Annotated in this window: 38 protein-coding genes and 1 pseudogene; 37 read left to right on the plus strand and 2 right to left on the minus strand. The window is 43.6% G+C overall.

Features of this window, described 5'->3' with window-relative positions:
* The first annotated feature begins 139 nt into the window (after positions 1-139).
* From mreC to rplQ, 32 genes and pseudogenes are all read left to right on the plus strand, one after another.
* Positions 140-1000 (plus strand): rod shape-determining protein MreC, encoded by an 861-nt coding sequence (mreC, locus tag ACPEGP_RS11865; RefSeq protein ID WP_423813535.1) that lies wholly within the window; start codon positions 140-142, stop codon positions 998-1000.
* Between the two features lie 202 nt (positions 1001-1202).
* Complete coding sequence (gene mreD / locus ACPEGP_RS11870) at positions 1203-1688, plus strand: rod shape-determining protein MreD (protein WP_191691540.1); 486 nt, start codon at positions 1203-1205, stop codon at positions 1686-1688.
* 105 nt (positions 1689-1793) lie between these two features.
* Positions 1794-2480, plus strand: a complete 687-nt coding sequence (locus ACPEGP_RS11875; RefSeq protein ID WP_423813536.1) for a Maf family protein — start codon at positions 1794-1796, stop codon at positions 2478-2480.
* Positions 2481-2706: 226 nt separating this feature from the next.
* A complete protein-coding gene (locus tag ACPEGP_RS11880; protein WP_423813537.1) occupies positions 2707-4299 on the plus strand; it encodes an Rne/Rng family ribonuclease in 1593 nt (530 codons plus the stop codon).
* A gap of 428 nt (positions 4300-4727) precedes the next feature.
* Complete coding sequence (rpsJ, locus tag ACPEGP_RS11885) at positions 4728-5039, plus strand: 30S ribosomal protein S10 (protein WP_010196670.1); 312 nt, start codon at positions 4728-4730, stop codon at positions 5037-5039.
* A gap of 47 nt (positions 5040-5086) precedes the next feature.
* The gene (gene rplC, locus ACPEGP_RS11890) at positions 5087-5725 is read left to right on the plus strand and encodes a 50S ribosomal protein L3 (protein ID WP_068408481.1); all 639 of its coding nucleotides are present in this window, start codon (positions 5087-5089) and stop codon (positions 5723-5725) included.
* A 14-nt stretch (positions 5726-5739) separates the two neighbouring features.
* The gene (gene rplD, locus ACPEGP_RS11895; protein ID WP_068408479.1) at positions 5740-6342 is read left to right on the plus strand and encodes a 50S ribosomal protein L4; all 603 of its coding nucleotides are present in this window, start codon (positions 5740-5742) and stop codon (positions 6340-6342) included.
* Positions 6339-6689 (plus strand): 50S ribosomal protein L23, encoded by a 351-nt coding sequence (rplW, locus tag ACPEGP_RS11900; protein ID WP_068408477.1) that lies wholly within the window; start codon positions 6339-6341, stop codon positions 6687-6689. The genes rplD and rplW overlap by 4 nt, the downstream gene beginning before the upstream one ends.
* Positions 6690-6700: 11 nt before the next feature.
* On the plus strand, positions 6701-7528 hold the full coding sequence (rplB, locus tag ACPEGP_RS11905) for a 50S ribosomal protein L2 (protein WP_068408475.1): 828 nt from the start codon (positions 6701-6703) through the stop codon (positions 7526-7528).
* Positions 7529-7540: 12 nt separating this feature from the next.
* Complete coding sequence (gene rpsS, locus ACPEGP_RS11910) at positions 7541-7816, plus strand: 30S ribosomal protein S19 (RefSeq protein WP_010196682.1); 276 nt, start codon at positions 7541-7543, stop codon at positions 7814-7816.
* A gap of 10 nt (positions 7817-7826) precedes the next feature.
* Entirely contained in the window at positions 7827-8156 is a 330-nt protein-coding gene (gene rplV / locus ACPEGP_RS11915; RefSeq protein WP_068408473.1) for a 50S ribosomal protein L22, read from the plus strand.
* 3 nt (positions 8157-8159) lie between these two features.
* A pseudogene (gene rpsC, locus ACPEGP_RS11920) lies at positions 8160-8994 on the plus strand (30S ribosomal protein S3).
* Positions 8892-9305, plus strand: coding sequence for a 50S ribosomal protein L16 (gene rplP / locus ACPEGP_RS11925; protein WP_068034608.1), 414 nt, complete (start codon positions 8892-8894; stop codon positions 9303-9305). Before rpsC ends, rplP begins: the two are co-directional and overlap by 103 nt.
* Positions 9305-9502, plus strand: coding sequence for a 50S ribosomal protein L29 (gene rpmC, locus ACPEGP_RS11930; RefSeq protein ID WP_068408469.1), 198 nt, complete (start codon positions 9305-9307; stop codon positions 9500-9502). Before rplP ends, rpmC begins: the two co-directional genes overlap by 1 nt.
* Positions 9499-9771 carry a 30S ribosomal protein S17 gene (gene rpsQ / locus ACPEGP_RS11935; protein WP_068408467.1) on the plus strand — a complete coding sequence of 91 codons (273 nt, stop codon included), beginning with the start codon at positions 9499-9501 and terminating at the stop codon, positions 9769-9771. Before rpmC ends, rpsQ begins: the two co-directional genes overlap by 4 nt.
* Positions 9772-9952: 181 nt before the next feature.
* Positions 9953-10321 (plus strand): 50S ribosomal protein L14, encoded by a 369-nt coding sequence (gene rplN, locus ACPEGP_RS11940; RefSeq protein WP_010196702.1) that lies wholly within the window; start codon positions 9953-9955, stop codon positions 10319-10321.
* A gap of 8 nt (positions 10322-10329) precedes the next feature.
* Positions 10330-10647, plus strand: a complete 318-nt coding sequence (rplX, locus tag ACPEGP_RS11945) for a 50S ribosomal protein L24 (RefSeq protein WP_068408465.1) — start codon at positions 10330-10332, stop codon at positions 10645-10647.
* A 21-nt stretch (positions 10648-10668) separates the two neighbouring features.
* Positions 10669-11205: a 50S ribosomal protein L5 gene (gene rplE / locus ACPEGP_RS11950; RefSeq protein WP_068408463.1), complete on the plus strand. Its 537-nt coding sequence runs from the start codon at positions 10669-10671 to the stop codon at positions 11203-11205.
* A gap of 12 nt (positions 11206-11217) precedes the next feature.
* A complete protein-coding gene (rpsN, locus tag ACPEGP_RS11955) occupies positions 11218-11523 on the plus strand; it encodes a 30S ribosomal protein S14 (RefSeq protein ID WP_068408462.1) in 306 nt (101 codons plus the stop codon).
* A gap of 11 nt (positions 11524-11534) precedes the next feature.
* On the plus strand, positions 11535-11933 hold the full coding sequence (gene rpsH / locus ACPEGP_RS11960) for a 30S ribosomal protein S8 (protein WP_068408460.1): 399 nt from the start codon (positions 11535-11537) through the stop codon (positions 11931-11933).
* 194 nt (positions 11934-12127) lie between these two features.
* Complete coding sequence (gene rplF, locus ACPEGP_RS11965) at positions 12128-12661, plus strand: 50S ribosomal protein L6 (RefSeq protein ID WP_068408459.1); 534 nt, start codon at positions 12128-12130, stop codon at positions 12659-12661.
* An 11-nt stretch (positions 12662-12672) separates the two neighbouring features.
* A complete protein-coding gene (gene rplR, locus ACPEGP_RS11970) occupies positions 12673-13023 on the plus strand; it encodes a 50S ribosomal protein L18 (protein WP_068408457.1) in 351 nt (116 codons plus the stop codon).
* Between the two features lie 2 nt (positions 13024-13025).
* Positions 13026-13541: a 30S ribosomal protein S5 gene (rpsE, locus tag ACPEGP_RS11975; RefSeq protein ID WP_068408455.1), complete on the plus strand. Its 516-nt coding sequence runs from the start codon at positions 13026-13028 to the stop codon at positions 13539-13541.
* Positions 13542-13563: 22 nt separating this feature from the next.
* Positions 13564-13743 carry a 50S ribosomal protein L30 gene (gene rpmD, locus ACPEGP_RS11980; protein ID WP_068408453.1) on the plus strand — a complete coding sequence of 60 codons (180 nt, stop codon included), beginning with the start codon at positions 13564-13566 and terminating at the stop codon, positions 13741-13743.
* Positions 13743-14183, plus strand: coding sequence for a 50S ribosomal protein L15 (rplO, locus tag ACPEGP_RS11985; protein ID WP_068408451.1), 441 nt, complete (start codon positions 13743-13745; stop codon positions 14181-14183). Before rpmD ends, rplO begins: the two co-directional genes overlap by 1 nt.
* A gap of 19 nt (positions 14184-14202) precedes the next feature.
* A complete protein-coding gene (gene secY / locus ACPEGP_RS11990; RefSeq protein ID WP_180952577.1) occupies positions 14203-15534 on the plus strand; it encodes a preprotein translocase subunit SecY in 1332 nt (443 codons plus the stop codon).
* Between the two features lie 32 nt (positions 15535-15566).
* Positions 15567-15683: a 50S ribosomal protein L36 gene (gene rpmJ, locus ACPEGP_RS11995; RefSeq protein ID WP_011279805.1), complete on the plus strand. Its 117-nt coding sequence runs from the start codon at positions 15567-15569 to the stop codon at positions 15681-15683.
* Positions 15684-15937: 254 nt separating this feature from the next.
* Positions 15938-16294: a 30S ribosomal protein S13 gene (rpsM, locus tag ACPEGP_RS12000; RefSeq protein ID WP_058025564.1), complete on the plus strand. Its 357-nt coding sequence runs from the start codon at positions 15938-15940 to the stop codon at positions 16292-16294.
* Positions 16295-16314: 20 nt separating this feature from the next.
* Positions 16315-16704 (plus strand): 30S ribosomal protein S11, encoded by a 390-nt coding sequence (rpsK, locus tag ACPEGP_RS12005; protein WP_058368279.1) that lies wholly within the window; start codon positions 16315-16317, stop codon positions 16702-16704.
* Positions 16705-16752: 48 nt separating this feature from the next.
* A complete protein-coding gene (gene rpsD / locus ACPEGP_RS12010; RefSeq protein WP_068408447.1) occupies positions 16753-17394 on the plus strand; it encodes a 30S ribosomal protein S4 in 642 nt (213 codons plus the stop codon).
* Between the two features lie 81 nt (positions 17395-17475).
* Positions 17476-18483, plus strand: a complete 1008-nt coding sequence (locus ACPEGP_RS12015) for a DNA-directed RNA polymerase subunit alpha (RefSeq protein WP_068408445.1) — start codon at positions 17476-17478, stop codon at positions 18481-18483.
* 19 nt (positions 18484-18502) lie between these two features.
* Positions 18503-18862, plus strand: coding sequence for a 50S ribosomal protein L17 (gene rplQ, locus ACPEGP_RS12020; protein WP_068408443.1), 360 nt, complete (start codon positions 18503-18505; stop codon positions 18860-18862).
* Between the two features lie 78 nt (positions 18863-18940).
* On the opposite strand, the gene ACPEGP_RS12025 is transcribed toward rplQ, so the two are convergent.
* Together ACPEGP_RS12025 and ACPEGP_RS12030 are read right to left on the minus strand one after the other, a co-directional pair.
* Positions 18941-19561, minus strand: coding sequence for an L-threonylcarbamoyladenylate synthase (locus ACPEGP_RS12025; RefSeq protein ID WP_093069565.1), 621 nt, complete (start codon positions 19559-19561; stop codon positions 18941-18943).
* Between the two features lie 242 nt (positions 19562-19803).
* Positions 19804-20514, minus strand: coding sequence for an elongation factor P hydroxylase (locus ACPEGP_RS12030; RefSeq protein WP_423814285.1), 711 nt, complete (start codon positions 20512-20514; stop codon positions 19804-19806).
* Between the two features lie 180 nt (positions 20515-20694).
* Between ACPEGP_RS12030 and ACPEGP_RS12035 the strand changes: the two genes are divergently transcribed.
* From ACPEGP_RS12035 to acpP, 5 genes are all read left to right on the plus strand, one after another.
* Complete coding sequence (locus ACPEGP_RS12035; protein ID WP_306495470.1) at positions 20695-21288, plus strand: YceD family protein; 594 nt, start codon at positions 20695-20697, stop codon at positions 21286-21288.
* Positions 21289-21616: 328 nt separating this feature from the next.
* On the plus strand, positions 21617-21799 hold the full coding sequence (rpmF, locus tag ACPEGP_RS12040; protein WP_068408434.1) for a 50S ribosomal protein L32: 183 nt from the start codon (positions 21617-21619) through the stop codon (positions 21797-21799).
* Between the two features lie 381 nt (positions 21800-22180).
* Positions 22181-23149 carry an ACP S-malonyltransferase gene (fabD, locus tag ACPEGP_RS12045; protein ID WP_423813538.1) on the plus strand — a complete coding sequence of 323 codons (969 nt, stop codon included), beginning with the start codon at positions 22181-22183 and terminating at the stop codon, positions 23147-23149.
* Positions 23140-23874, plus strand: a complete 735-nt coding sequence (gene fabG, locus ACPEGP_RS12050) for a 3-oxoacyl-ACP reductase FabG (protein WP_223808606.1) — start codon at positions 23140-23142, stop codon at positions 23872-23874. Before fabD ends, fabG begins: the two co-directional genes overlap by 10 nt.
* A 307-nt stretch (positions 23875-24181) precedes the next feature.
* On the plus strand, positions 24182-24418 hold the full coding sequence (acpP, locus tag ACPEGP_RS12055; RefSeq protein ID WP_068034635.1) for an acyl carrier protein: 237 nt from the start codon (positions 24182-24184) through the stop codon (positions 24416-24418).
* The last annotated feature ends 150 nt before the right edge of the window (positions 24419-24568 follow it).

Genomic DNA, 24568 nt, shown 5'->3' on the forward strand with positions numbered 1-24568 from the left:
CGATAGCAGAACGATATCAGCTAAACGTCGCTAATAATATATCGACATTATTTTAAACTGACGCTATAGGCTGATATTTGTTGCTCTTATGGCGCGTCGCAACTGTTGCTCACCTTAAAACCTCTAGATTAGACCAATTATGATTCCAAGTATTTTTGCTCGTCAGCCGCTCGCGCTTCGTAAGACTGCTATCGTATTGATAGTGGCGCTGGTATTGATGTGGTTTGATAGCAAAAATCCAGAATGGTTTAAGCCGATGCGCTCGACTACCCATGCCGCCATGCAGCCTATTTATGAGCTGTCGTTATTACCGAGTTATGCAAAACACTGGTCGAGCGGCAGCTTGCAGTCGAAAGAAGCGCTACGCCGTGAAAACATGCAGCTAAAAACGCAACTTATCCATGCCCAAGCTAAGCTGCAGCAGCAGGATTATGTCTTGGCACAGAACGCGCGTTTGCAAGGTATTTTATCGACCACGCGCCCTGAGCAATTTGATTTAAACCTCGCGCAAGTGATTGGAACGGATACCAATCTGCTCAGGCAAATTGTGGTACTTAATAAAGGCGAGCAAGATGGCGTGCAAGTCGGTCAAACGGTCATCGATGAAGTGGGCATTTTAGGTCAGATTATTAATGTCTATCCTAATACCAGTCGCTTATTGCTGATTACCGATGAGCAGCAATCGGTTGCTGTGACCGTCAAACGTACCGGACAGCGGGCTATCGTCACTGGCGAGGGCATACCGACCTCATTACGCCTTAACTACGTCTTTAAAACCTCAGATGTGCGCGTCGGCGATGAGCTGGTGTCTTCAGGCTTGGGCGGACGTATTCCGGCGGGCTATCGCGTTGGTCGTATCGCCCATGTCGAAGACACGCAAGAAGATAACTTTAGAAGTATTGAAGTCACGCCAGCGGCAAACTTTATCGACAATGCCTATGTATTGGTGCTGCAAGATAAACTGGTTAATAGAAGAAATGCGGGTATTAAAGAAAACTAAGGGCTTGTCAGCTTACTCATAAGTCCACATTGCGCGTCATTATTTATAGCATAGACATTTGCACAGATATTTACATAGACGTCTGGATAGACAGATAAGATAAATAGTATTCAAAATTATTTGGTCAACTAGCGCTGCTACTCTTTTCAATATTAAATGAACGATTAAATAGCTGCTAAACTCTCGCTAAAGGTAAGTATTCATGGCATACGCGGATTTTGATGATGCAACTGGGGTACTCCCAGCCTTGATTATACTGAGTTTTATTATTGCCTCATCGCTGAGCGTCTATCCTTTAAGCCCAAGTATGGCTGCACTGCGTCCGATGGTGATGGTGATGGTGCTGATTTTTTGGTTACTGTTTCAGCCGCGCTATGTCGGGATTTTCAGCGCCTTTGCTATTGGTATTATCGCCGATTTATTAATGGATACCCACTTAGGTCAGCAAGCGTTCGCCGCCGTTATGGTAGCGATGGTCATCAAAATCACCAGTATCTATATCAGACAGCTTAATACCATTAGCGCTTGGCTTATTGCAAGCTTAGGATTGGTTGTTTTCCAAGTCAGCTTATGGATATTGCAACTCTTTATCCAAAATACCTTTGTTGCCCAATCTGCCTTATCGTTATTTATGAGTATCATCAGCTGGCCATTGGTGTTATTGACATTACGGAGATTTGCCCGCTAGCTTTTTTGCTTGCTAGGTCTTTTATTAGCTAGCTTTGTATTGTCCATTTTCCTGCAAAACTAAACAGCCGTAAAACCATAATTTTATAAAATAAGAGTTATCACAATGAATCTCATTTTAGCGTCTGGCTCGCCGCGTCGTCATGAGCTGCTAACCAGAGCGCAACTCGACTTTACGGTCATGAGCGTCGATATTGATGAAACGCCGCATGTGAATGAATCTCCTAAAGATTACATTGAACGTATGGTTGCTAGCAAAGCAGAAGCGGCGCTAGAGCAATTGAATAAAGAGCTAAATAAAAAGTTAAACGACAGGCAAACTGATTTATCTGCATCTCTAATTATTTTAACCGCTGATACCATTGGTGTCTTAGCCGATGGCAAAACGGTATTGGTCAAGCCCAACAGCCGAGCAGACGCTTACCGCATGTGGCAACAGATGTCTGATGACACCCACCAAGTATGGACAGCAGTGCAAGCAACTCAAGTATTGTTATCTGCTAAGTCTTCAAGCTCTCCAACCTCCGGCAGAGCATTTCAAATCGTGAATCAACAACAAATCACTGAGCGCACCGATGTCACCTTTATTCCTTTAACCGAAGAGATGATGGAAAACTATTGGGACAGCGGCGAGCCTGCTGATAAAGCTGGTGGCTACGGTATTCAAGGTTTGGGCGCCGCCTGGGTAAGCCGCATTAATGGCAGCTATACCAATGTGGTTGGTTTACCGCTGGCACAAACTGTGGCGTTGATTAAAAATATCACGGCTATCAGCGCCAACGATAAAGCCTAAGCACTGAAGAAATAAACTGGGCAAATAAATAGGTTAGAGTAGAGCGTATTTGGTTTAAGACAATTAAACGGCTAATTTTATATGAACTGGCAAAAGGCTATCACTCAATCATTTGCACATAATGACACGCTAGGATAATGGGCAAACCCAAGGTGCATTTGGTACACTGTGAGGCTACCAAACGATGAACGCTTCACAAGAAAGCTGAGTGCTAAGAGAAAATATTATGTCCGAAGAGCTGCTGATTAATATTAGTCCCATGGAATCGCGCGTCGCCGTGTTAGATAACGGGGTGTTGGGCGAGATTTATATCGAGCGTCATCATAAACTGGGCTTGGTCGGCAATATTTATTTGGGCACGGTAGTACGCGTGCTTCCGGGTATGCAGGCAGCTTTTGTCGACATCGGCCAGTCACGCACAGCGTTTTTACATGTCAATGACATGCAGCGCGAACCGCGTCCTGTTAGCGAGAGCAAAAATAAGACCTCAGAAAATACTGATAACCAACGTCCTGTTATCGAAGCTACCGCTGATGATTTGGCGGTCACGCCGCCTGTGGTCAGTGCGCACAGCACCGAGGTTGTAGCCGTTACAAAATCTCTTATCCAGCATCGACTGCACGAAGGCCAACGTATCTTAGTACAAGTGACCAAAGACCAGCTTGGTAGCAAGGGCGCGCGTTTAACTACCAATATATCGCTACCATCACGTTACTTGGTCTATCTGCCATCGAGTGACCATATCGGTATCTCGCAGCGTATTGATGGCGAAGAAGAACGTTCTCGTCTCAAAACTGAACTGGCGAGCCTGATGCAAACGGTCAATCTACAAGGTGGGCTGATTGCGCGCACCGCTGCTGAGCGCGTGCCAGTCGATAAACTCGAAGAAGATATCTACTATCTATTGCAGCTCTGGCGCACCATTTGTGCCCGTCGCCAAGAAACAAAACCGAATCAAAGCTCTGAGCTTATTTATCAAGAATTATCACTGCCGCTACGCTCCATTCGTGACTTGGTGCATGCCGATACCGAAAAAGTGGTGATTGATAACGCGCAAATCTATGAGCAAGTCCGTTATTTTGCTAAAGAGTTTGTGCCTTTCGTCTACGACCGTATTGTGCATTATACCGCCGAGCCTTCCTTGTTTGATGTCCACCGTGTCGAGGATGATTTGCGTGATGCCCTAAAACGTCGTGTCGATTTAAAGTCTGGCGGTTATCTGATTATCGATCAAACCGAAGCCATGACCACCATCGATGTCAATACTGGCTCTTTTGTCGGTGGGCGCTCGTTAGAAGATACCGTTTATAAAACCAATTTAGAGGCCACCCACGCTATTGCACGGCAATTACGCCTAAGAAACCTTGGCGGCATTATTATCTTAGATTTTATTGATATGCTTGAGCAGCAGCATAAAGACGATATTTTAGAGAGCCTGCAAGCGCAGCTAGCGCAAGACTACGCCAAAACCAAAATTACCCAAGTCAGTGAGCTTGGGCTGGTTGAAATGACGCGTAAACGTACCCGTGAGTCGCTTGGACAGCAGCTATGTGAACCTTGCTCAACCTGTCAGGGTCGCGGCTTTGTTAAAACGGCCGAAACCGTTTGCTTTGAGATATTTCGCGAGATTATGCGCTGTGCGCGAACTTATAACTCGCCCAAGAAATTCACTGTGGTTGCCCATGCTGCCGTCATTGACTTACTATTGACCACCGAATCAGACACCGTCGCAGATTTAGAGTATCTATTAGGTAGAGTGATTACCTTTGAGGTCGAAAATCTCTATACCCAAGAGCAATATGACATCGTTTTAGATTAATGATAGAGTAAATTTATACCATTATAAAGTATCTTAATTGAGGTTTTGATAAGAAAATTATTGATAAAAGCGCTTGTTTATAAAGGGGGATATCTCAAAACACCGCCGATATTACTCTTGCAATGAGCGAAATACTATGTATAATACACACCACTGAATTATATATGCGCAGCCAATTAAACAGCTGGCGCTATGACAGCTAGAGCATCGTTTCTAGCACTATTTCATTATGCCTTTGCTGACATCCTATAATGGAAGGGTCGGCGGGGCTTTAAACTATTTTGCTTTTGGCACGCTATAAGTTCCGGTAACGAACTCATTCTGGTTAAGAACAGAAGGCCGCTTAAAGTGAATATTTAACCAAACGGCTTTTGCTCATATCTTTGCAAAGCAAGAATGACAAAAGCACATATTAGGAGCTTGCTGGCATGGCTAACCAGAGAATCCGTATCCGTCTTAAGTCTTTTGATCATCGTCTGATTGATCAATCTGCACAAGAGATCGTTGATACTGCAAAGCGCACCGGTGCGCAAGTTTGTGGTCCTGTACCGTTGCCGACTCGCATTGAGCGCTTCAACGTTCTAACCTCACCACACGTTAATAAAGACGCTCGTGACCAGTACGAAATCCGTACTCACAAGCGTATGGTTGATATCGTTCAGCCTACCGACAAAACTGTGGATGCGCTAATGAAGTTAGACTTAGCGGCGGGTGTTGACGTTCAAATTGCTTTGGGTTAATGCAAAACACACCCAACCCATTAATATAAGATATAAAGAGGTCTAAAATGGCGATCGGTTTAGTCGGTAAAAAATGCGGCATGACCCGTATCTTCACTGAAGCAGGCGAATCTATTCCTGTTACAGTGGTTGAGGTCCATGCTAACCGCATTACTCAAGTAAAAAATACTGATGTAGATGGCTATCAAGCCATTCAAGTTACCACAGGTACTCGTCGTGACAGCCGCGTAACTGCTGCACAGAAAGGTCACTTCGCTAAAGCTGGCGTTGCAGCTGGCCGTGGTGTATGGGAATTTCGTGCCAATGACAGCGATCTTGAAGGTCGTGAAATTGGTGGTGAGATCCTAGCTGACTTGTTCGAACAAGGTCAGATTGTAGATGTCACAGGACAGAGTAAAGGTAAAGGCTTTCAAGGCGGCGTAAAGCGTCACAACTTTAGCATGCAAGATGCCACTCATGGTAACTCAGTGTCTCACCGTGTCCTTGGTTCAACTGGTCAAAACCAGTCACCAGGTAAAGTCTTCAAAGGCAAAAAAATGCCAGGTCAAATGGGTAACAAACGCGTTACCGTTCAGGGCCTAGAAGTGATATCGGTTGATGTTGAAAAAGGGTTACTTGTCATCAAGGGTGCTATCCCAGGTGCCACCGGTGGCGATGTCATCGTACGTCCGTCAGTCAAAGCCTAAGCAAGGGGATTAACGTGGATTTAAAAACAGTTACAGGGGCGGCAGTTGAGCTTTCTGATACGGCTTTCGGTCGTGAATTCAACGAAGCATTAGTGCATCAGGTCGTCACCGCATATCTTGCTGGTGCTCGTCAAGGTACACGCGCTCAGAAAACCCGTGCCGAAGTTTCTGGTGGTGGCATCAAGCCATGGCGCCAAAAAGGTACTGGTCGCGCTCGTGCAGGTTCTATTCGTAGCCCAATCTGGCGTTCAGGTGGTCGTGCATTCGCAGCCAAACCACAAGATTGGTCACAGAAAGTTAACCGCAAAATGTATCGCGGTGCTATGCAGTGCATCCTAGCCGAATTGATTCGCCAAGAGCGTTTGATTTTGGTTGAAGAGCTAAGCGTTTCTGGTCCTAAGACCAAAGAGCTGATTGCAAAGTTAAATGATTTGGGCGCACCTCGTGCACTAATCGTCACCAAAGAAGTTGACGAAAATCTATACTTAGCTGCGCGCAACATCCCACACGTCAATGTACTTGGTACAAACGAAGTGGATCCAGTGAGCTTGATTGCTTTTGATAAAGTAATCATGTCAGTTGAAGCTGCGAAACAATTTGAGGAAGCACTAGCATGAATAACGCAAGACTTTATCAGGTCTTAAGAGGGCCTGTATTCTCAGAAAAATCTCAAATGCTTGGCGACTCACTTGGTGTACAGGTATTTAAAGTTGACTCTAATGCTACTAAGCTTGAAGTCAAAAAAGCGGTTGAGATGATGTTCGAAGGCGTTGAAGTTTTAAAAGTAAACACTTTGAATGTTAAAGGTAAGACAAAGCGTTTTGGTAAAAATATCGGCCGTCGTAATGACTATAAAAAAGCCTACGTTACCTTAAAAGCTGGTCAAGATGTACAAATGGCTGATGCTGGTGAAGAAGTCGCAAACACGACTGCTTCTACTAGTGAAACAGCGAACAACGAATAAGGATTACACTCATGCCTATCGTAAAAGCAAAGCCAACATCACCAGGCCGTCGTTTTGTTGAAAAAGTGGTGCATCCACACCTTTACAAAGGTCGTCCTTTTGCAGCGCTTCTCGAATCAAAAAGTAAGTCAGGTGGTCGTAACAATAATGGTCGCATCACGACTCGTCACGTTGGTGGTGGTCATAAGCAGCATTATCGTATTATCGATTTTAAACGTACTAAAGACAATATCCCAGCTGTGGTTGAGCGTATCGAATACGATCCTAACCGTACTGCACACATTGCTTTACTTAAGTACGCTGACGGCGAACGTCGCTATATCATTGCTGCTAAAAAACAAGCAGTTGGCGATACCGTCATGTCAGGAGAGAACTCTCCAATCCGTCCAGGTAACTGCTTACCACTGAAAAACATCCCATTGGGTACTGTGATACACAATATCGAACTTAAAATCGGTAAAGGTGCACAGCTAGCTCGTTCTGCGGGTGCCAGCGTTCAGCTACTAGGTCGTGACGGTATTTATGCTATTCTACGTCTACGCTCAGGTGAAACTCGCCGCGTACACGTGAATTGCCGTGCTGTTATTGGTGAAGTTTCTAACACTGAAAATAACTTGAAATCACTTGGTAAAGCCGGTGCTTCACGTTGGCGCGGTGTTCGTCCTTCTGTTCGTGGTGTCGCTATGAACCCGGTTGATCACCCACACGGTGGTGGTGAAGGTCGTAACAAAGGTCGCCATCCAACCAGCCCTTGGGGTCAGAAGTCTAAAGGACTTAAAACGCGTCATAATAAGCGTACTGACAGTATGATCATCCGCCGCCGCGCCAAGAAGAAATAAAGGAAGAATTTCATGCCTCGTTCATTGAAAAAAGGTCCATTCATAGACGCGCACTTATTTGCTAAAGTTGAGAATGCATTAGACACCAACTCACGCAAACCAATTAAAACTTGGTCGCGCCGCTCGATGATTTTGCCACAAATGGTTGGCCTAACCTTATCTGTTCACAACGGCCGTACTCACGTACCGGTTATCGTAAGCGAGCAGATGGTTGGTCATAAACTAGGTGAATTTGCCCCGACTCGTACATATCGTGGTCATGGCATTGACAAGAAAGCTAAGAGATAAGGTGCTTACCATGGAAGTAACTGCAAAATTACGCGGTGCCGCCATATCGGCACAAAAAGTTAGACTCGTTGCTGATGAAGTTCGTGGCAAATCTATCGAGCGTGCTTTGGATATCCTAACGTATAGTAATAAAAAAGGCGCTGTTTTCGTTAAGAAATGTCTTGACTCAGCCATCGCCAATGCCGAACACAACAACGGTTTAGATATCGATACTCTTAAAGTATCAACCATCTACGTTGATGAAGGCATTACGCTAAAACGTATCCTACCACGTGCTAAAGGTCGCGCTGATCGTATCAGTAAGCGTACTTGTCACATCACTATAAAGGTAGGAGAATAAGTTATGGGTCAAAAAGTACATCCAATCGGAATTCGTCTTGGTGTTGTCAAAAAGCATAACGCAAACTGGTATGCTAACCCTAAACAATACTCAGAATACCTCATCAACGACATTCAAGTTCGTGAGTATCTACGCAAAAAACTAGACAACGCTATGATCAGCAACATTATGATTGAGCGTCCTACTGGTGCTGCTAAGATTACCATCGCCACTGCGCGTCCTGGTATTGTTATCGGTAAAAAAGGCGAAGATATCGAAAGACTTCAAAAAGAATTGACCAAAATTATGGGCGTACCTGCTCAGGTCAACATTGAAGAAATCACATCACCTGATCTTGATGCACGTTTGGTAGCAGACGGTATCGGCAGCCAGCTTGAGCGCCGTGTTATGTTCCGTCGTGCGATGAAACGCGCCGTACAGAACAGCATGCGTTCTGGTGCTAAAGGTATTAAAGTTGAGCTGTCTGGCCGTCTTGGCGGTGCTGAGATTGCTCGTACTGAATGGTACCGTGAAGGTCGTGTGCCATTGCATACACTCCGCGCTGATATTGACTACGCGTCAATTCGTGCAGAAACCACATACGGCACTATCGGTGTAAAAGTTTGGATTTTCCGTGGCGAAATCCTTGACGGTATGAACAGCGTATATAATCCCGTCAAAGAAGAGCAGACTCGTGCGCCAAAACGCCGTGGTCGTGGAAACGGAAACCGTCGAAACACAGACAGAGGTTAAACTATGTTACAGCCAAAACGTACCAAGTTTCGTAAAATGCACAAAGGTCGTAACACAGGTCTTGCTCACCGTGGAAGCACCGTTGCATTCGGACAAATTGGTCTAAAATCGTTGACTCGTGGTCGTATGACTGCCCGTCAAATTGAAGCAGCACGTCGTACCATCACTCGTAAAATCAAGCGTGGCGGTAAGATTTGGATTCGTGTATTCCCAGACAAACCTATTACCAACAAACCACTAGAAGTACGTATGGGTAAAGGTAAAGGTCCAGTCGAGTATTGGGTATGCGAAATCAAACCTGGTAAAGTGCTATATGAACTCGAAGGGGTTTCAGAAGAACTTGCTCGCGAAGCGTTAACGCTTGCTGCAGCAAAACTGCCCTTTAAAACTACCATTGTTAAGCGGACGATAATGTAATGAAGATCAGTGAATTACGTGATAAATCATTAGAAGAACTGACTCAGTTACTTGATGAAAAGCAACTTGATGCTTTCCGTATTCGTATGGCTAAAGCAACGGGTCAGTTGGGTAACACCCATGAAGTCAGAAGCAATCGTCGCACGATTGCTCAGATTCAGACTTTGATTAACGAGAAACAACGAGGCGACTCATGAGCGATAACAATCAAACAGCTAATGCTAGCGTATTGACAGGACGAGTTGTCAGCGACAAGATGGACAAATCCATCACAGTTTTGATTGAGCGTCTGGTTCGTCATCCTTTGTATGGCAAACAGCTTCGTCGTTCTACAAAAATCAAGGCTCATGATGAAGATAACGTTTGTCAACAAGGCGACCTTGTCCGCATCAAAGAAACGCGTCCAATCTCAAAAACCAAGTCTTGGACTTTGGTTGAAGTGGTTGAAAAAGTAGAAAAAATCTAAGTAAATTGCATTAAAAGCCAGAAGCTGTTAAAATAGCCGCCTTTTTAAGGATGCTGATTGCGCCGAGCGTATATCACTCACATTAAGAGTAGCAGCGGTTATTAATATTAAAATGCCGACTACTCATTCTGTGCTAGCGGCAGCAACTGGTTTTTATTGCTCATACGTGTGGAGTAACGCTATGATTCAGGTTGAATCGATGCTGGAAGTTGCAGACAATAGCGGTGCAAGACGAGTTCAGTGCATTAAAGTACTGGGTGGCTCTCATCGTCGTTATGCATCAGTTGGCGACATTATTAAAGTAACGGTTAAAGAAGCCATTCCGCGTGGTCGTGTTAAAAAAGGCGACGTGATGAATGCTGTAGTTGTACGTACCAAAAAAGGCGTTCGTCGTCCTGATGGTTCAGTTCTGCGTTTTGATGACAATGCTGCGGTATTGTTGAACCAAAACAAAGCACCGATAGCAACTCGTATTTTTGGACCGGTAACTCGTGAACTACGTGGTGATCAGTTTATGAAAATTGTATCACTAGCACCAGAAGTATTGTGAGGTAATCCATGTCAAAATTACGTAAAGGCGATACAGTTATCGTGATTGCTGGGAAAGACAAAGGCAAGCAAGGTACTGTACAAGCTGTAAAAAACGATCGTATTAAAGTTGAAGGCATCAACATTGTCACCAAACATCAGAAGCCAAATCAGGCAACTGGTACTGAAGGTGGCATCGTTAAGCAAGAAGCTTTTTTGCATATCTCAAATGTCGCAATTTTAAATGCGCAAACCCAAAAAGCTGATCGTATTACTTATCAGTTCGGTGAAGACGGCAAGAAACAACGCGTCTATCGTTCGAACGGTGAAGTAGTGGCGACTGCGTAAGACACTAAGGGTGTAATGGTAATGGCAAGATTAAAATCTTTATATAACGAAGAATTAAAGCAACAAATCAAAGAAGAGCTTGGTTTGGCGAACGTGATGCAAGTGCCTAAAATCACTAAAATCACGCTTAATATGGGTGTAGGCGGCGCGTCTCAAGACAAAAAATTGCTTGAAGGTGCTGTAGCTGACATGACCGCTATCGCTGGTCAAAAACCTGTCGTCACCAAAGCGCGCAAATCAGTTGCTGGCTTTAAAATTCGTGAAGAATGGCCAATTGGCTGTAAAGTAACGCTGCGCGGTGAGCAAATGTACGAATTTTTAGATCGTCTCATTGCCATTGCAATTCCTCGTATTCGTGATTTCCGCGGTTTTTCACCTAAAGCCTTTGACGGACGTGGTAACTACTCATTGGGTATCAAAGAACAAATCGTATTCCCAGAAGTAGACTTTGACAAGATTGATCGTATCCGCGGTATGGATGTGACCATCACCACGTCAGCTGGTAATGATGAAGAAGGTCGTGCGTTGCTTAAAGCATTCGGCTTCCCATTTAAATAAGGTAAAGACGTTATGGCAAAGAAGAGCATGATTAACCGCGAATTAAAACGCGAAAAAATGGTTGCTAAATATGCTGAAAAGCGTATTAAGCTAAAAGAAACTATCAGTGATATCAACGCATCAGACGAAGAGCGTATGGAAGCGATGCTAGAGCTACAAGCCCTACCACGCAACGCATCACCAGTACGTCTACGCAACCGTTGTGCTATCACTGGTCGTCCTCACGGTTACTTCCGCAAGTTTGGCTTATCACGCAATATGCTGCGTGAGCGTGTCATGCAAGGCGATGTGCCTGGTGTTCGTAAAGCAAGCTGGTAAGGAGTAACGATATGAGTATGCAAGATACCGTTGGGGATATGCTAACCCGTATTCGTAACGCACAAATGGCTAATAAAGTATCGGTAGCAATGCCGAGCTCTAAACTACGTAAATCAATCGCTGACTTATTAGTAAGCGAAGGTTATGTAGCCAGCGCTGTTGTGACTGAGCAAGAAAATAACAAAGCAACTTTGACCATCGAGTTAAAATACTTCGAAGGCAAAGCGGTTATTGAAACGATCCAACGTTATAGCCGTCCTGGCCTACGCCAGCATCGCGGTAAAGACGCTATCCCTACTGTTAAACAAGGTATGGGTGTTGCTATCGTATCAACCAGCCAAGGTATCATGAGCGATCGTGCTGCACGCGCTGCTGGTATCGGTGGTGAAATCGTTGCATTCGTTGCTTAATTAGCAATCATTGCTATCGGTAACGAGACGATAAAGTCTACTTGATCTTCGTTGGGCACTTATCAATTTTATCATACATATTTTTTAACATTGATAGGTGCCTAATGCAGTCAATTATGCTAAACTAACACGCTTTTTAGCCTGTTAGTTTTTTCGCTAATAAAAGTAAGTTAATTTTTTTAAGGAATATTCCTATGTCTCGTGTGGCTAAAGCCCCAGTAGCACTGCCTAGCGGCGTAAGTGTTACTTTGAACGATCGGCAGGTCGAAGTTAAAGGCAAAAATGGCAATATGTCTTTACGCCTGCATGAATTGGTCGAGCTAAAACAGGAAGATGATGCAATTCTTCTCTCACCTGCAGCCGATTCAAAAGAAGCCATGATGCATACTGGCACCATGCGCTCTTTACTAAACAATTTAGTAATAGGCGTAAATGAAGGTTTTGAAAGACGCCTTCAACTTATTGGTGTTGGTTATCGCGCTCAAGCTACTGGTAATAAAGTAACGCTAAACGTTGGTTACTCACATCCAGTAGAATATACGCTACCTGAAGGTGTATCAGCTGAAACCCCAACGCAAACTGAAATCGTTTTAAAATCAAACGATAAGCAGCAGCTTGGTCAAGCAGCGGCTAATATCCGCGGTTTCCGCCCACCAGAGCCTTATAAAGGTAAAGGTATTCGTTATAGTGACGAGCATGTGATTCGCAAAGAAGCCAAGAAAAAATAAGGTGAGTTGAAATGTTTGATAAAAAAGCAGCTCGTCTACGTCGAGCAAAGAAAACCCGTGCACATATCCGTTTTTTAGGCGTAAATCGCTTAACGGTTAATCGCACCCCAAGACATATTTATGCCCAAATTATCTCTCCAAACGGTGGTGAAGTGATTGCTCAGGCATCTACCTTAGACAGCAGCTTACGTTCAGGTGCAACTGGTAACGTTGATGCAGCGACGTCTGTGGGCCAATTGATCGCAGAACGCGCAAAAGCAGCTGGTATTACTAAAGTTGCCTTTGACCGTAGTGGTTTTAAATATCATGGTCGAGTAAAAGCTTTAGCTGAAGCTGCTCGCGAAAACGGATTGGAGTTTTAATCATGGCTAGAAATGATAAAAATGATAAAAATGAACAGACTGACGGTCTAGTAGAACGCTTAGTTACCGTTGATCGCGTTGCAAAAGTGGTTAAAGGTGGTCGTATTTTCTCATTTACTGCGCTAACCGTAGTGGGTGATGGCAATGGCCGTGTTGGTTTTGGTCGTGGTAAAGCACGTGAAGTACCAGCCGCTATTCAAAAAGCACTTGAAGCTGCTAAGCGCAACATGATTACTGTTGAGCTTGATGGTGCAACATTGTTCCATCCGATCAAAGCACGTCATGGTGCTAGTAAAGTCTACATGCAGCCTGCATCTGAAGGTACTGGTGTAATCGCTGGTGGCGCAATGCGTGCAGTATTAGAAGTTGCTGGTGTTAAAGACGTTTTAACGAAATCTCATGGTTCTACCAACACGGCAAACGTTGTACGTGCAACATTTAACGGTTTACGTGATATGTCAACTCCAGAAAAGATGGCAGCAAAACGTGGTAAATCTGTAGACGAAATCTTGGGTTAACTTAGAAACTAGGTGAGTTACGATGAAAAAAATGAAAGTCACTCAATTTAAATCGGGTGCCCATCGCCTCAAGAGCCACAAAGCGAGCTTGAAAGGATTGGGTTTACGCCGTATTGGTCATACAGTTGAAGTAGAAGATACTCCTTCAACCCGTGGTATGGTCAATCGCGTCAACTACATGGTAAAAGTGGAGGAAGCGTAATGGGACTTAGATTAAATGAATTATCACCAGGTGTTGGCGCGAAAAAAACTGCCCAACGTCGTGGTCGTGGTATCGGTTCAGGTCTTGGCAAAACTGGTGGTCGCGGTGTAAAAGGTCAGAAATCTCGTTCAGGTTCTAGCATTCGCTCAGGATTTGAAGGCGGTCAAATGCCTTTATATCGTCGCCTACCAAAATTTGGCTTTACCAGTAAAATGGCAATGACGACTGCTGAAGTTCGTCTGTCTGAACTGAACAAAGTCGAAGGCGATGTGGTTAGCATTGAAACATTAAAAGCTGCTAACGTTATCCGTCATGACATGAAACGCGTTCGTATTATGTTGTCAGGCGAAGTCACTAAAGCTTATACTTTTAAAGGTATCAAAGTGACTAAAGGCGCCAAGCAAGCAATCGAAGCTGCTGGTGGTAGCATCGAGGAGTAGTAACGTGTCAAAACAATCAATGTCATCGACTGGTATACCGCTCAATCCATTTGCCTTTATACGTAAGTATGATGAATTATGGACGCGTTTATTATTCTTAATCGGCGCATTGATTGTTTATCGTTTAGGGTCACATATCCCTGTACCGGGTATCAACCCGGTTAACTTGGCTGATCTGTTTTCGCGCAACGAAAATACCATTTTGAGCATGTTTAACATGTTCTCAGGTGGTGCACTAGAACGTATGTCCATCATGGCACTTGGCATCATGCCATATATTTCAGCATCTATTATCGTTCAGATGATGTCGGCGGTATTGCCATCGCTTGAAGCCCTCAAAAAAGAAGGCGAAGCGGGACGACGTAAGCTAAACAAGTACACCCGTCAAGGGACACTTGGATTAGCACTAGTACAGTCATTAGGAATGTGTGCTGGCCTTATCAGTCAGAATCTTACCTTATCTACTGGTTTGACTTTTTATATTCCAGCGGTTACCTCATTGGTAGCAGGCGCTATGTTCTTAATGTGGCTTGGTGAGCAAATTACAGAACGCGGCGTGGGTAATGGTATCTCAATGCTCATCTTTGCGAGTATTGTGGCTGGTACGCCAGGTATGATTTCGCAGTCTATCGAACAGGTCAATCAAGGGCAGATGAACTTGATTGTACTTTTTATCTTTGTATTGCTAGGCATCGCGGTGACTGCCGGTATCGTTTATATTGAACGAGCGCAGCGCCGTGTCCCAGTAAACTATGCGCAGAAGCAACAACAAGGTCGCAAAATTTATGCTCAGCAGCAGTCGCATTTGCCGCTTAAGCTAAATATGGCAGGGGTTATTCCCGCTATTTTTGCCAGCTCGTTATTGTTGTTTCCAGCAAGTTTAGGACAATGGGTTGGTCAATCGGCTGATCCTACTTTTACACAAAAGATATTACAAAATATGGCATTGGTGTTGTCTCCAGGGCAGCCGCTGTATTTGGTTCTGTTTGGCGCAATGATTATTTTCTTCTGTTACTTTTACACGGCATTGGTATTTAGTCCGCGTGAAGTTGCTGAAAACCTTAAACGTAGTGGTGCGTATATCCCAGGTATTCGCCCCGGACAACAAACTCAGCGTTACCTTGATCATGTATTAAACCGACTGACCTTTATTGGCGCGATGTATATGACGGTTATTTGTTTAATGCCAATGGTCGTGCAGTCATCGTTTGGTGTGCCGTTTCAACTTGGTGGTACGTCATTACTGATTATGGTGGTTGTGGTAATGGACTTCATTTCGCAAATCCAAGCGCATTTGATGACCCATCAATATCATGATCAGACGTTAATTCAATCGCCCACTCAACCTTAAATGAGCGGTACGATATCTCAAAGGAGTATGCTATGAAAGTTCAAGCATCAGTTAAGAAGATTTGTGGTAGCTGTAAAGTTGTGCGCCGTAAAGGCCGTGTACATGTTATTTGTACCGCAGAACCTCGCCACAAGCAACGTCAAGGTTAATGTTTTAAAGACATAAAGCGTCACGCTTATGGGTTTTATAAAATTAATACTTGAAAAATAACGGCGGATGCGATATCATCCGCCACTTGCCGTAGTTTATGCAAAATCTTTTATAAAATGGTCAATGAAGAGACTTGTTATCAAGTTGAAGCAGCGATAATAATTATAAAAGCTTTAGTATTGACAGCAACAAATCTGAAAAATAACGCTTTATTAATGAATAAAGCTTATTTTTCTTTAATGGAGAGAAATCAATGGCTCGTATTGCCGGCGTAAACATTCCGGATAATAAGCATGCTGTTATTTCACTAACTTATATCTTTGGTATAGGTCGTACCACTGCTCAGAAAATCTTAGAAGCAGTTGGCATTGCCCCTACTACTAAAGTTAGCCAGTTAGATGATACACAGTTAGATGCTATCCGTGCACAAGTTGCAAATTACATGACTGAAGGTGATCTTCGTCGTGAAGTGTCAATGAATATCAAGCGCTTGGTTGATCTTGGTTGTTACCGTGGCATCCGCCATCGCCGTAACCTACCAGTTAGAGGTCAGAACACCAAGAACAACGCTCGTACTCGTAAGGGTCCGACACGCCCTCTCAAAAGATAATTAACTTAGGAAGCTAAAAGATGGCTAAAGACACTCGTAGTCGCAAAAAAGTGACTCGTCGTTCAGTATCGGAGGGCGTTGCCCATATCCATGCGTCTTTTAATAACACCATTGTTACGATTACCGATCGTCAAGGTAATGCACTGGCTTGGGCCACTTCAGGTGGACAAGGCTTCCGTGGTTCACGTAAATCTACACCATTTGCAGCTCAGGTTGCAGCTGAAGTCGCTGGTAAAGCGGCTCAAGAATACGGTGTTAAGAATATCGACGTTTTGGTCAAAGGACCAGGACCGGGTCGTGAGTCTGCGGTAAGAGCACTTGGTGCATTGGGTTATAAAGTTAACAGCATCTCTGATGTGACCCCAATCCCACACAATGGTTGCCGTGCGCCGAAAAAGCGCCGCGTCTAATATTAAAGACGAAGCTTTTTATCATAAGAGCTTATAGGAGACATAACAATGGCCCGTTATATTGGACCAAAACTCAAATTATCACGTCGTGAAGGTACAGACTTAGGCCTTAAGTCTGGTGTTAAACCATATGACGTAAAAACGAAAAAAGCGGCTCGTCCACCTGGTCAACATGGTGTCAGCCGTAATAAGAGCTCAGAGTACTCTCTACAGTTACGTGAAAAACAAAAAGTTAAGCGTATCTACGGTGTACTAGAGCGTCAGTTTGCTAACTACTATAAAGAAGCTGCTCGTAAGCGTGGCGCTACTGGTGAAAACCTACTAGCAATGCTTGAGAGTCGCCTTGATAACGTCGTTTATCGCATGGGCTTTGGCTCAACTCGTGCTGAAGCACGTCAGCTAGTTAGCCATCGCACTGTGATGGTAAAAAAAGCTGGCCGCGATGAGTTTGTTCGTGTGAACATTCCATCAATTCAGTTGCAAGATGGTGATGTCGTCGCTATCCGTGAGAAGTCTCGCGAACAACTACGTATTAAAAACGCTATTGAACTAGCGACACAACGTGGTATTCCAGAATGGCTAGATGTTGACCACAGCAAGCTACAGGGCACGTTTAAACAAGCGCCTGATCGCATTGATCTACCTGCTGAAATCAACGAAAGCTTGATCGTTGAGCTATACTCTAAGTAAGTAACGTACTGCTCGATGTTATAATAATAGCATTGAGCAATTGACGTTAATTAAACCAGTTTAATAAATCGAGGTGACATCATGATGCTAAGTGCAACTGAGTTTCTAACGCCGAACGCCATTAACGTGGATACGGTTAATGAAACAATTGCGAAAGTCACGCTCGAACCGTTAGAACGCGGCTTTGGGCATACTTTAGGTAATGCCTTACGTCGCATCTTGTTATCTTCATTACCTGGTGCTGCAGTCATTGAAGCTGAGATTGATGGTGTTGACCATGAATATTCAACGCTTGAAGGACTACAAGAAGACGTGCTTGACTTGCTTTTGAACTTAAAAGGCTTGGCAATCACCCTTCATGACCAAAATGAAGTATTCTTGACCTTGGATAAACAAGGTCCAGGCACTATTACTGCTGCAGACATCACGTTGCCGCATAATGTCGACATTATCAATCCAGAATTGGTATTAGGTACATTAAGCGACCGTGGTCATCTTAAGATGCGTTTGCGTGTGGTAATGGGTCGTGGATATGAGCCAGCAAACCAGCGCCGTGAAGATGGTGACACTAAAGCGATTGGACGCTTAAAGCTTGATGCAAGTTTTAGTCCAGTACTGCGTGTTGCTTATCAGGTTGAGAACGCACGTGTAGAACAACGTACCGATCTTGATCGTCTTATCATCGAGCTTGAAACTAATGGCACTATCGATCCAGAAGAAGCAATTCGTAAAGCAGCCACTATTTTACAACAGCAGATTTCTATCTTTGTTGACCTAGAAGCTGAAGAAGCGCCTGAGCCTGTGAAAGAAAAAGAAGAGGTTGATCCGGTGCTATTACGCCCTGTGGACGATCTTGAACTAACGGTTCGCTCAGCCAACTGCTTGAAAGCTGAAAACATTTACTATATCGGTGATTTGGTACAGCGTTCAGAGACTGAACTACTAAAAACCCCAAATCTTGGTAAGAAATCATTGACCGAAATCAAAGACGTATTAGCGTCTAAAGATTTAGAGCTCGGTATGCGCCTAGACAATTGGCCACCAGCTGACCTTCGTGTCGATGATCGCTTTTCTTATCGTAGCCGTTAAACTTTAAGGATTTTTGACTATGCGCCATCGTAAGAGTGGAGTCAAGCTGGGTCGTACCGGCAGTCATCGTAAGGCAATGTTTCAGAACATGACCAACTCATTATTTGAGCATGAACTGATCAAAACAACTTTACCAAAAGCAAAAGAATTGCGCCGTGTTGCTGAGCCATTAATCACTTTGGCTAAAGAAGACAGCGTTGCTAATCGCCGTTTGGCATTTAGCCGTATGCGTAGCAAAACTATGGTAGGCAAATTATTTGGCACGTTAGGTCCTCGTTACCAAACTCGTCCAGGTGGTTATTTGCGTATCGTAAAATGCGGTTACCGTGATGGTGACAATGCGCCAATGGCTTATGTAGAATTGGTTGATCGTGACTAATTTTATACGCTCATTGTATAATAAAAAAAGCTCCAAATTATTGGAGCTTTTTTTATGCTTTTTATTTATTAAATTTTTTTATGGTACGAGTGAGCTGACGTCAGCAGCACCTTGTCTGATGATTTCGGGCTGATTAGTGGTCATATCGACGATAGTAGTCAGTTTGGTCGTCTTTATACCCGCATTAATGAGACCATCTATTTGATTACCGAGTAACTCTTCAATCTCAAATGGATCATCCAATATCTCATCTCGATGCGGCAATATGAGTGAACTGGTCAATATAGGTTCATCCATCGCTGCTAGCAATGCTTGCGCAATAGGATTGCTTGGCACGCGAATACCAATGGTTTTTTTCTTAGGATGCGCCAACTTCTTAGGTACATCTTTGGTGGCGTTTAAGATAAAGGTAATCGGTGCCGGTGTATGGGCTTTTAGCTGTTTAAATTGCACATTGTCTACCGTGGCATAGTTGGCAATTTCACTTAAATCGCGACATAACAAGGTAAATTGATGCTTATCATCAAGCTCACGGATATGTTTTAATTTTTCTAGCGCGTCTTTAGCGCCTAAGCGGCAGCCAAACGCATAACTGGTATCGGTAGGATAGATAACTAATTGATCATTACGTAATAAATCCGCTGCTTGTTCGATAAGCCGCGGTTGTGGGTTGTCCGGATGAATGTAAAATACTTGCATGATTTTTCCTTATTTTTTAATTATAGAGTGCTTCGTAGGTAGTTTTTAAAAAATGAATTTTTTTTTGTTTTTTAGCATATCTCTCTGACAGCATCAAAAGATAGAACTACTATTCAATCAGTATAACGCAAAGTAAATATAAGTTTATTAGCAAGGCGTTACGGTGAGTAGGGAAACGTTAACACTACCGCCACGGATTACTTTCGATAGGAAATACATATACAGAGAACAATTTTGTGTTGCTAATCAATAGTGCAAAGCGTCAATAATGCTTGCAATAATATTTTGGCATCACGTGGTATGACGTGAGGTTCAGCGATATATGCTTTGGCCTGCTGATAGACGTCCTGCGCAAAGGTGCTGGTACTGGTATCAAAGGTGGCAAACAGATTGTCTTGCGAGACTTGAAAAGGACGTCTGCACGCTAAAGTAAATAAACACTCTAACGCTTGGGGCTTGATTTCTACACGCTCAAACGCTTGTTGTTGAGCCTCTGTGCGCCCATCGGGAGCATACCAGTAGCCAAAGTCAGAGAGCTGTCTACGACGCTCACCTGCAATAAAAAAATGGCTTAGCTCATGCAATGCGCTTTGAAAGAAACCATGGGCAAATTCAATACGTGCTGGCTGATTGTCTTTGGCAGGAAAGTACTCTGGTTCGCCAGCGCCACGTACTAGGATAACGTGCTGGTGGGCAAATAACGTATTAAAGAGACTTATCAGCCAATCGGTCGTTGTTTTTTCATTCTCATCAACAGTGTTGATATTTTCAGCATGGATAATTTTCTGCCATTGTTCTGACAGTGCGTTTAACTGCATCTCTGAAATAGCGCTCAAAGACTCAGGTGGCTTTTTGGTTTCTAAAGTATTTAAACGATGTAGCAAGCGTTTTGCGTCAGAAACAGAAAGCAAAATAGAAAAGTCAGGATCCACAGCAGGCGATATCATATGAATATATTAACCAAATAAAAAGGTAGAGCGCGTGATTTGCAACGCGAGCAAGCCAAGGTAAATGCAAACTTAATACGAAAGCACTTACCAAAAATCTTAACATACTAGCCCTAGCGCTCATCAGCGCTTTCCGTTAGTATGGCAGGCAATATTATACACCGTTTTTGATGAATGAGGCCGCGCATGTCAAGCACTCCAATAAACAAGCCGTCAGCGCTTCAGGCTGACAAAACAGCAGCTACGATGTCGAGCAACTTGCCAGAGGATATCTCTTTAAGCAAATGGGAAGACAGTGGCTTTGAATGGTCAGGGCAAGTTGCGCCGCGTTCGTTTGAGCGCCTAAATGCCATCTTGTCAACTGAGCACGAGCAATCAAACCTTGAGCTTAAAGCCAATCTATATCGCCATAATAATGTGTTGCATTTGTCTTTTACTCTCACAGGTGAGATATGGTTGACTTGTCAGCGTTGTTTGCAACCGATTGCTATTGATTTGACTGATGACTATGATATTGCATTATTAGATAACGAAAGCCAAGTGCGTTTGGTCGGTGAAGAGCAGGATTACTTGCTGCTCGATGAAATTATCACTGAGCCTGCGCCTGAGCGTTTATTGCCGTTTAAAAAATTGATCGAAGATGAAATTTTGCTAAAAGCGCCTATGGCACCAAAGCACGATGATTGCGAGATGAGCGTTGAGCAGTTTGGCGACATTCCAGAAGAAGAGGAAAATGAGAATCCTTTTGCAGCGTTAGCATCGTTAAAGGGCAAGTTATAGCCGCGTAACTGGCAGTATAACGTCGATAAAACATTACTTTCTACCTTTTATCAGCTTTTTGCCCAAGAGTGAAAAGCAAGGCTTTATTAATTGGCGAAACATGCGTATAATGTCCCGTTTATTGCATTCTAGCAACCTGCCGCTGGCAGAGAGAAGCTAGCCTTGCAAACGAACTATAGATTTTAGACGTAATCAGCGCTTTAATACGTGTGGCAATCTATTTAACTAATGATGCGTAAGACTTAGGTTGTTGTGATTATATAGCCTCTGTCGGTATCGATTAAAGCTGAATTTCAAGCTTAACCCTTTTAAGTATAGGAGCTATATCATGGCTGTTCAAAAAAGTCGTAAAAGTCGTTCTCGTCGTGACATGCGCCGTTCACATCATCGTATGGAAGTGGCTGAATTAAGCATCGACGCTACTACTGGTGAAAAACATCGTCGTCATCACATGACTAAAGATGGTTTCTATCGTGGTCGCCAGCTTTTCAAAGTTAGTCAAGACGCTTAATTTATTTGCGCGCTGATGGTTGATGCAAAATGCTGGTAGTTCTAATGACTATCGATGATTTTACACAGTTGTTATGGTGCAAGCAGTTTAAGCAAACAAGAGCCAAGTTATCTCACTATCATATATTATGAAGTCAGATATCTTGGCTTTTTGTTATCTATTTTTTATCAAGTAGTGATTATAGAGATAACACATTTTAAGCGTTCAGTCTTTGATAGCTATGCTTATTGTCTGCGTCAGTGTATAGTTTAATAGCAGTCAGCTGTCTTAAAGGAATAATGATAGCGGTGCTTTGTACAGCGAATCTTTTTATTAGTCTCTAATTCTATAATAAACCCCATTCATTTAGGGGTATTTCCAATTAAATAAGGAATATTGGTTATGGCCTCTGTACCCGATATGGTAAAAAAACAACCCACCCGTATAGCTGTGCTATTCCCTGGACAAGGTTCACAAGTGGTCGGTATGCTGAGCGAGCTTGCTGAAACCTATCCTGAAATTCGTGATACCTTTACCGAAGCCAGTACAGCGCTTGGTGAAGACTTATGGGCAATTTGTCAGGACGAAGACAAACTGAACCAAACCCAATATACTCAGCCGGCTTTATTGACTGCTAGTATCGCTATTTGGCGCATCTTACAACAAAAAATAGAAGATAAGCCTTGTTACCTAGCGGGCCATTCCTTGGGTGAATATAGCGCCTTATGTGCTGCTGGCGTAATATCCTTAGCTGATGCGGTCAAACTGGTGCATAAACGCGGTCAATTGATGCAAGAGGCGGTGGCAGGGGTCGATACAGCGATGGCAGCGGTACTGGGTCTTGAAGACCACCGCGTCGAAAACTTATGCGAACAAGCGACCGAGCACGTTGATGATGCCATTGTTGGCGCCGCAAACTTTAATAGTCCAGGTCAAGTGGTGGTTTCAGGTAACGCCCCTGGTGTCAATGCCGTGATTGATAAAGTTCAAAATACCGGTAAAAAAGCCATCCCATTAAAGGTTAGTGTGCCGTCGCATTGTGCGCTTATGGAGCCTGCGACTAGCGCTTTGGCGCAAGAGTTGGCAGCCATTCAATTTGATCAAGCGGCCATTCCAGTGATTCAAAACCGCCATGCGCGCGTTGAAAGCAATGCAGTCGCTATCAAGCAAGCATTGACCGAGCAGCTCAGTGAACCAGTCTTATGGTCAAAAACCATGCAGGAATTGGCCGACAAGCAAATTAATATTTTAATCGAATGTGGCAGTGGTAATGTTTTAAGTAATTTGGCCAAGCGTCAAGCACATCCTATTGTGAGTTATCCTACCGACAAGCCTGCCCGTTTAGATAAGTTGATGGAGGTATTATCATGAGCCGTACGATTACATTAGTGACAGGCGCAAGCCGCGGTATCGGTAAAGCCGTTGCCAAACGTTTTGCCAAAGAAGGACACTTTGTCATTGGCACCGCGACCACCGAAAAAGGCGCAGCACTTATCGAAGAATACTTAAACGATAGTGGTGGTATCGGGCGCGTGCTAGACGTGCGCGATACGGCGCAGATTGATAAGTTATTTGAAGAAATCGAAAGTGTTTACGGTGCCGTACAAGTGCTGGTTAATAATGCCGGTATTACTCAAGATGGTTTATTGATGCGTATGAAAGATGAAGATTGGGACAATGTTGTCGATACCAATCTGACTTCGGTTTATCGTATGAGTAAGCGGGCAGTACGCGGAATGATGAAAGCGCGTCGTGGTCGTATCATCAATATTACTTCTGTGGTTGCACAAATGGGCAATGCGGGTCAATCTAACTATGCGGCCACTAAAGCCGGCGTCGAAGGCTTTAGCCGAACGCTAGCGCGCGAAATCGGCTCACGCCAAGTGACGATTAACTGTGTGGCACCGGGTCTTATTGAAACCGATATGACCGATGAGCTTGACGAGCGCCTACTTAACTCAATGCTTGATGCGGTTCCAATCAGCCGTCTTGGTCAGCCAGAAGATATTGCCGCCGCCGTATTTTTCTTAGCAGGTGATGAAGCCAGCTATATTACTGGCGCGGTTATTCCTGTCAATGGCGGTATGTACATGTAGGGTTAGAAGTTATTATTCTAATTTAGCGTTATTTATTATTATAACGGTGCGTTACATAGTTATAATAAAAAACTCTGTGAACGAGTGTAAACTATAATAAAGGGTGCTATAATAGCGGATACTTTTTTGTCAAAGCCCTGTATGATAGCTAGGTTTTAGCAGACATTAGTCAAAACGTATAATTGGTTATCTGTCTTCCAGACAGCCGTGATAATTTGACCAGCCCATTTTATATATACTGCCATAGTGCTTTATCATAAGACTATGGCAATTTGTCGAAATAATAGATCAAAAAGGAGAAATCTACATGAGTAATGATACCGAGCTAAGAGTTAAATCTGCGGTAGCGGAACAATTAGGTATGAACGTTGAAGATATCAATAATGATGCTTCATTCATGGAAGACTTAGGCGCTGATTCATTAGACCTAGTTGAACTGGTTATGTCATTCGAAAGCGATTTCGGCATCACTATCCCTGATGAAGATTCAGCAGAACTAACGACTGTTCAAAAAGCCATTGATTACGTACAAGCGCAATTGTAATTAATCCTTTGCTTAGTAAGTGTGCTATGACCGTTTATCTTTATTGATAAGCGGTTTTTTTAACGCTATTTTTTAGAGGTAGTGATTATTTCTCTGTTTTACTGCTTATATTTGCTCAATTCACTGCCATATTTGAATGGTAGCTATTAA

Origin of the sequence: Psychrobacter sp. 219-2-C (genome assembly GCF_049560815.1) — a bacterium.
GTDB classification, from domain to species: Bacteria; Pseudomonadota; Gammaproteobacteria; order Pseudomonadales; family Moraxellaceae; genus Psychrobacter; species Psychrobacter faecalis.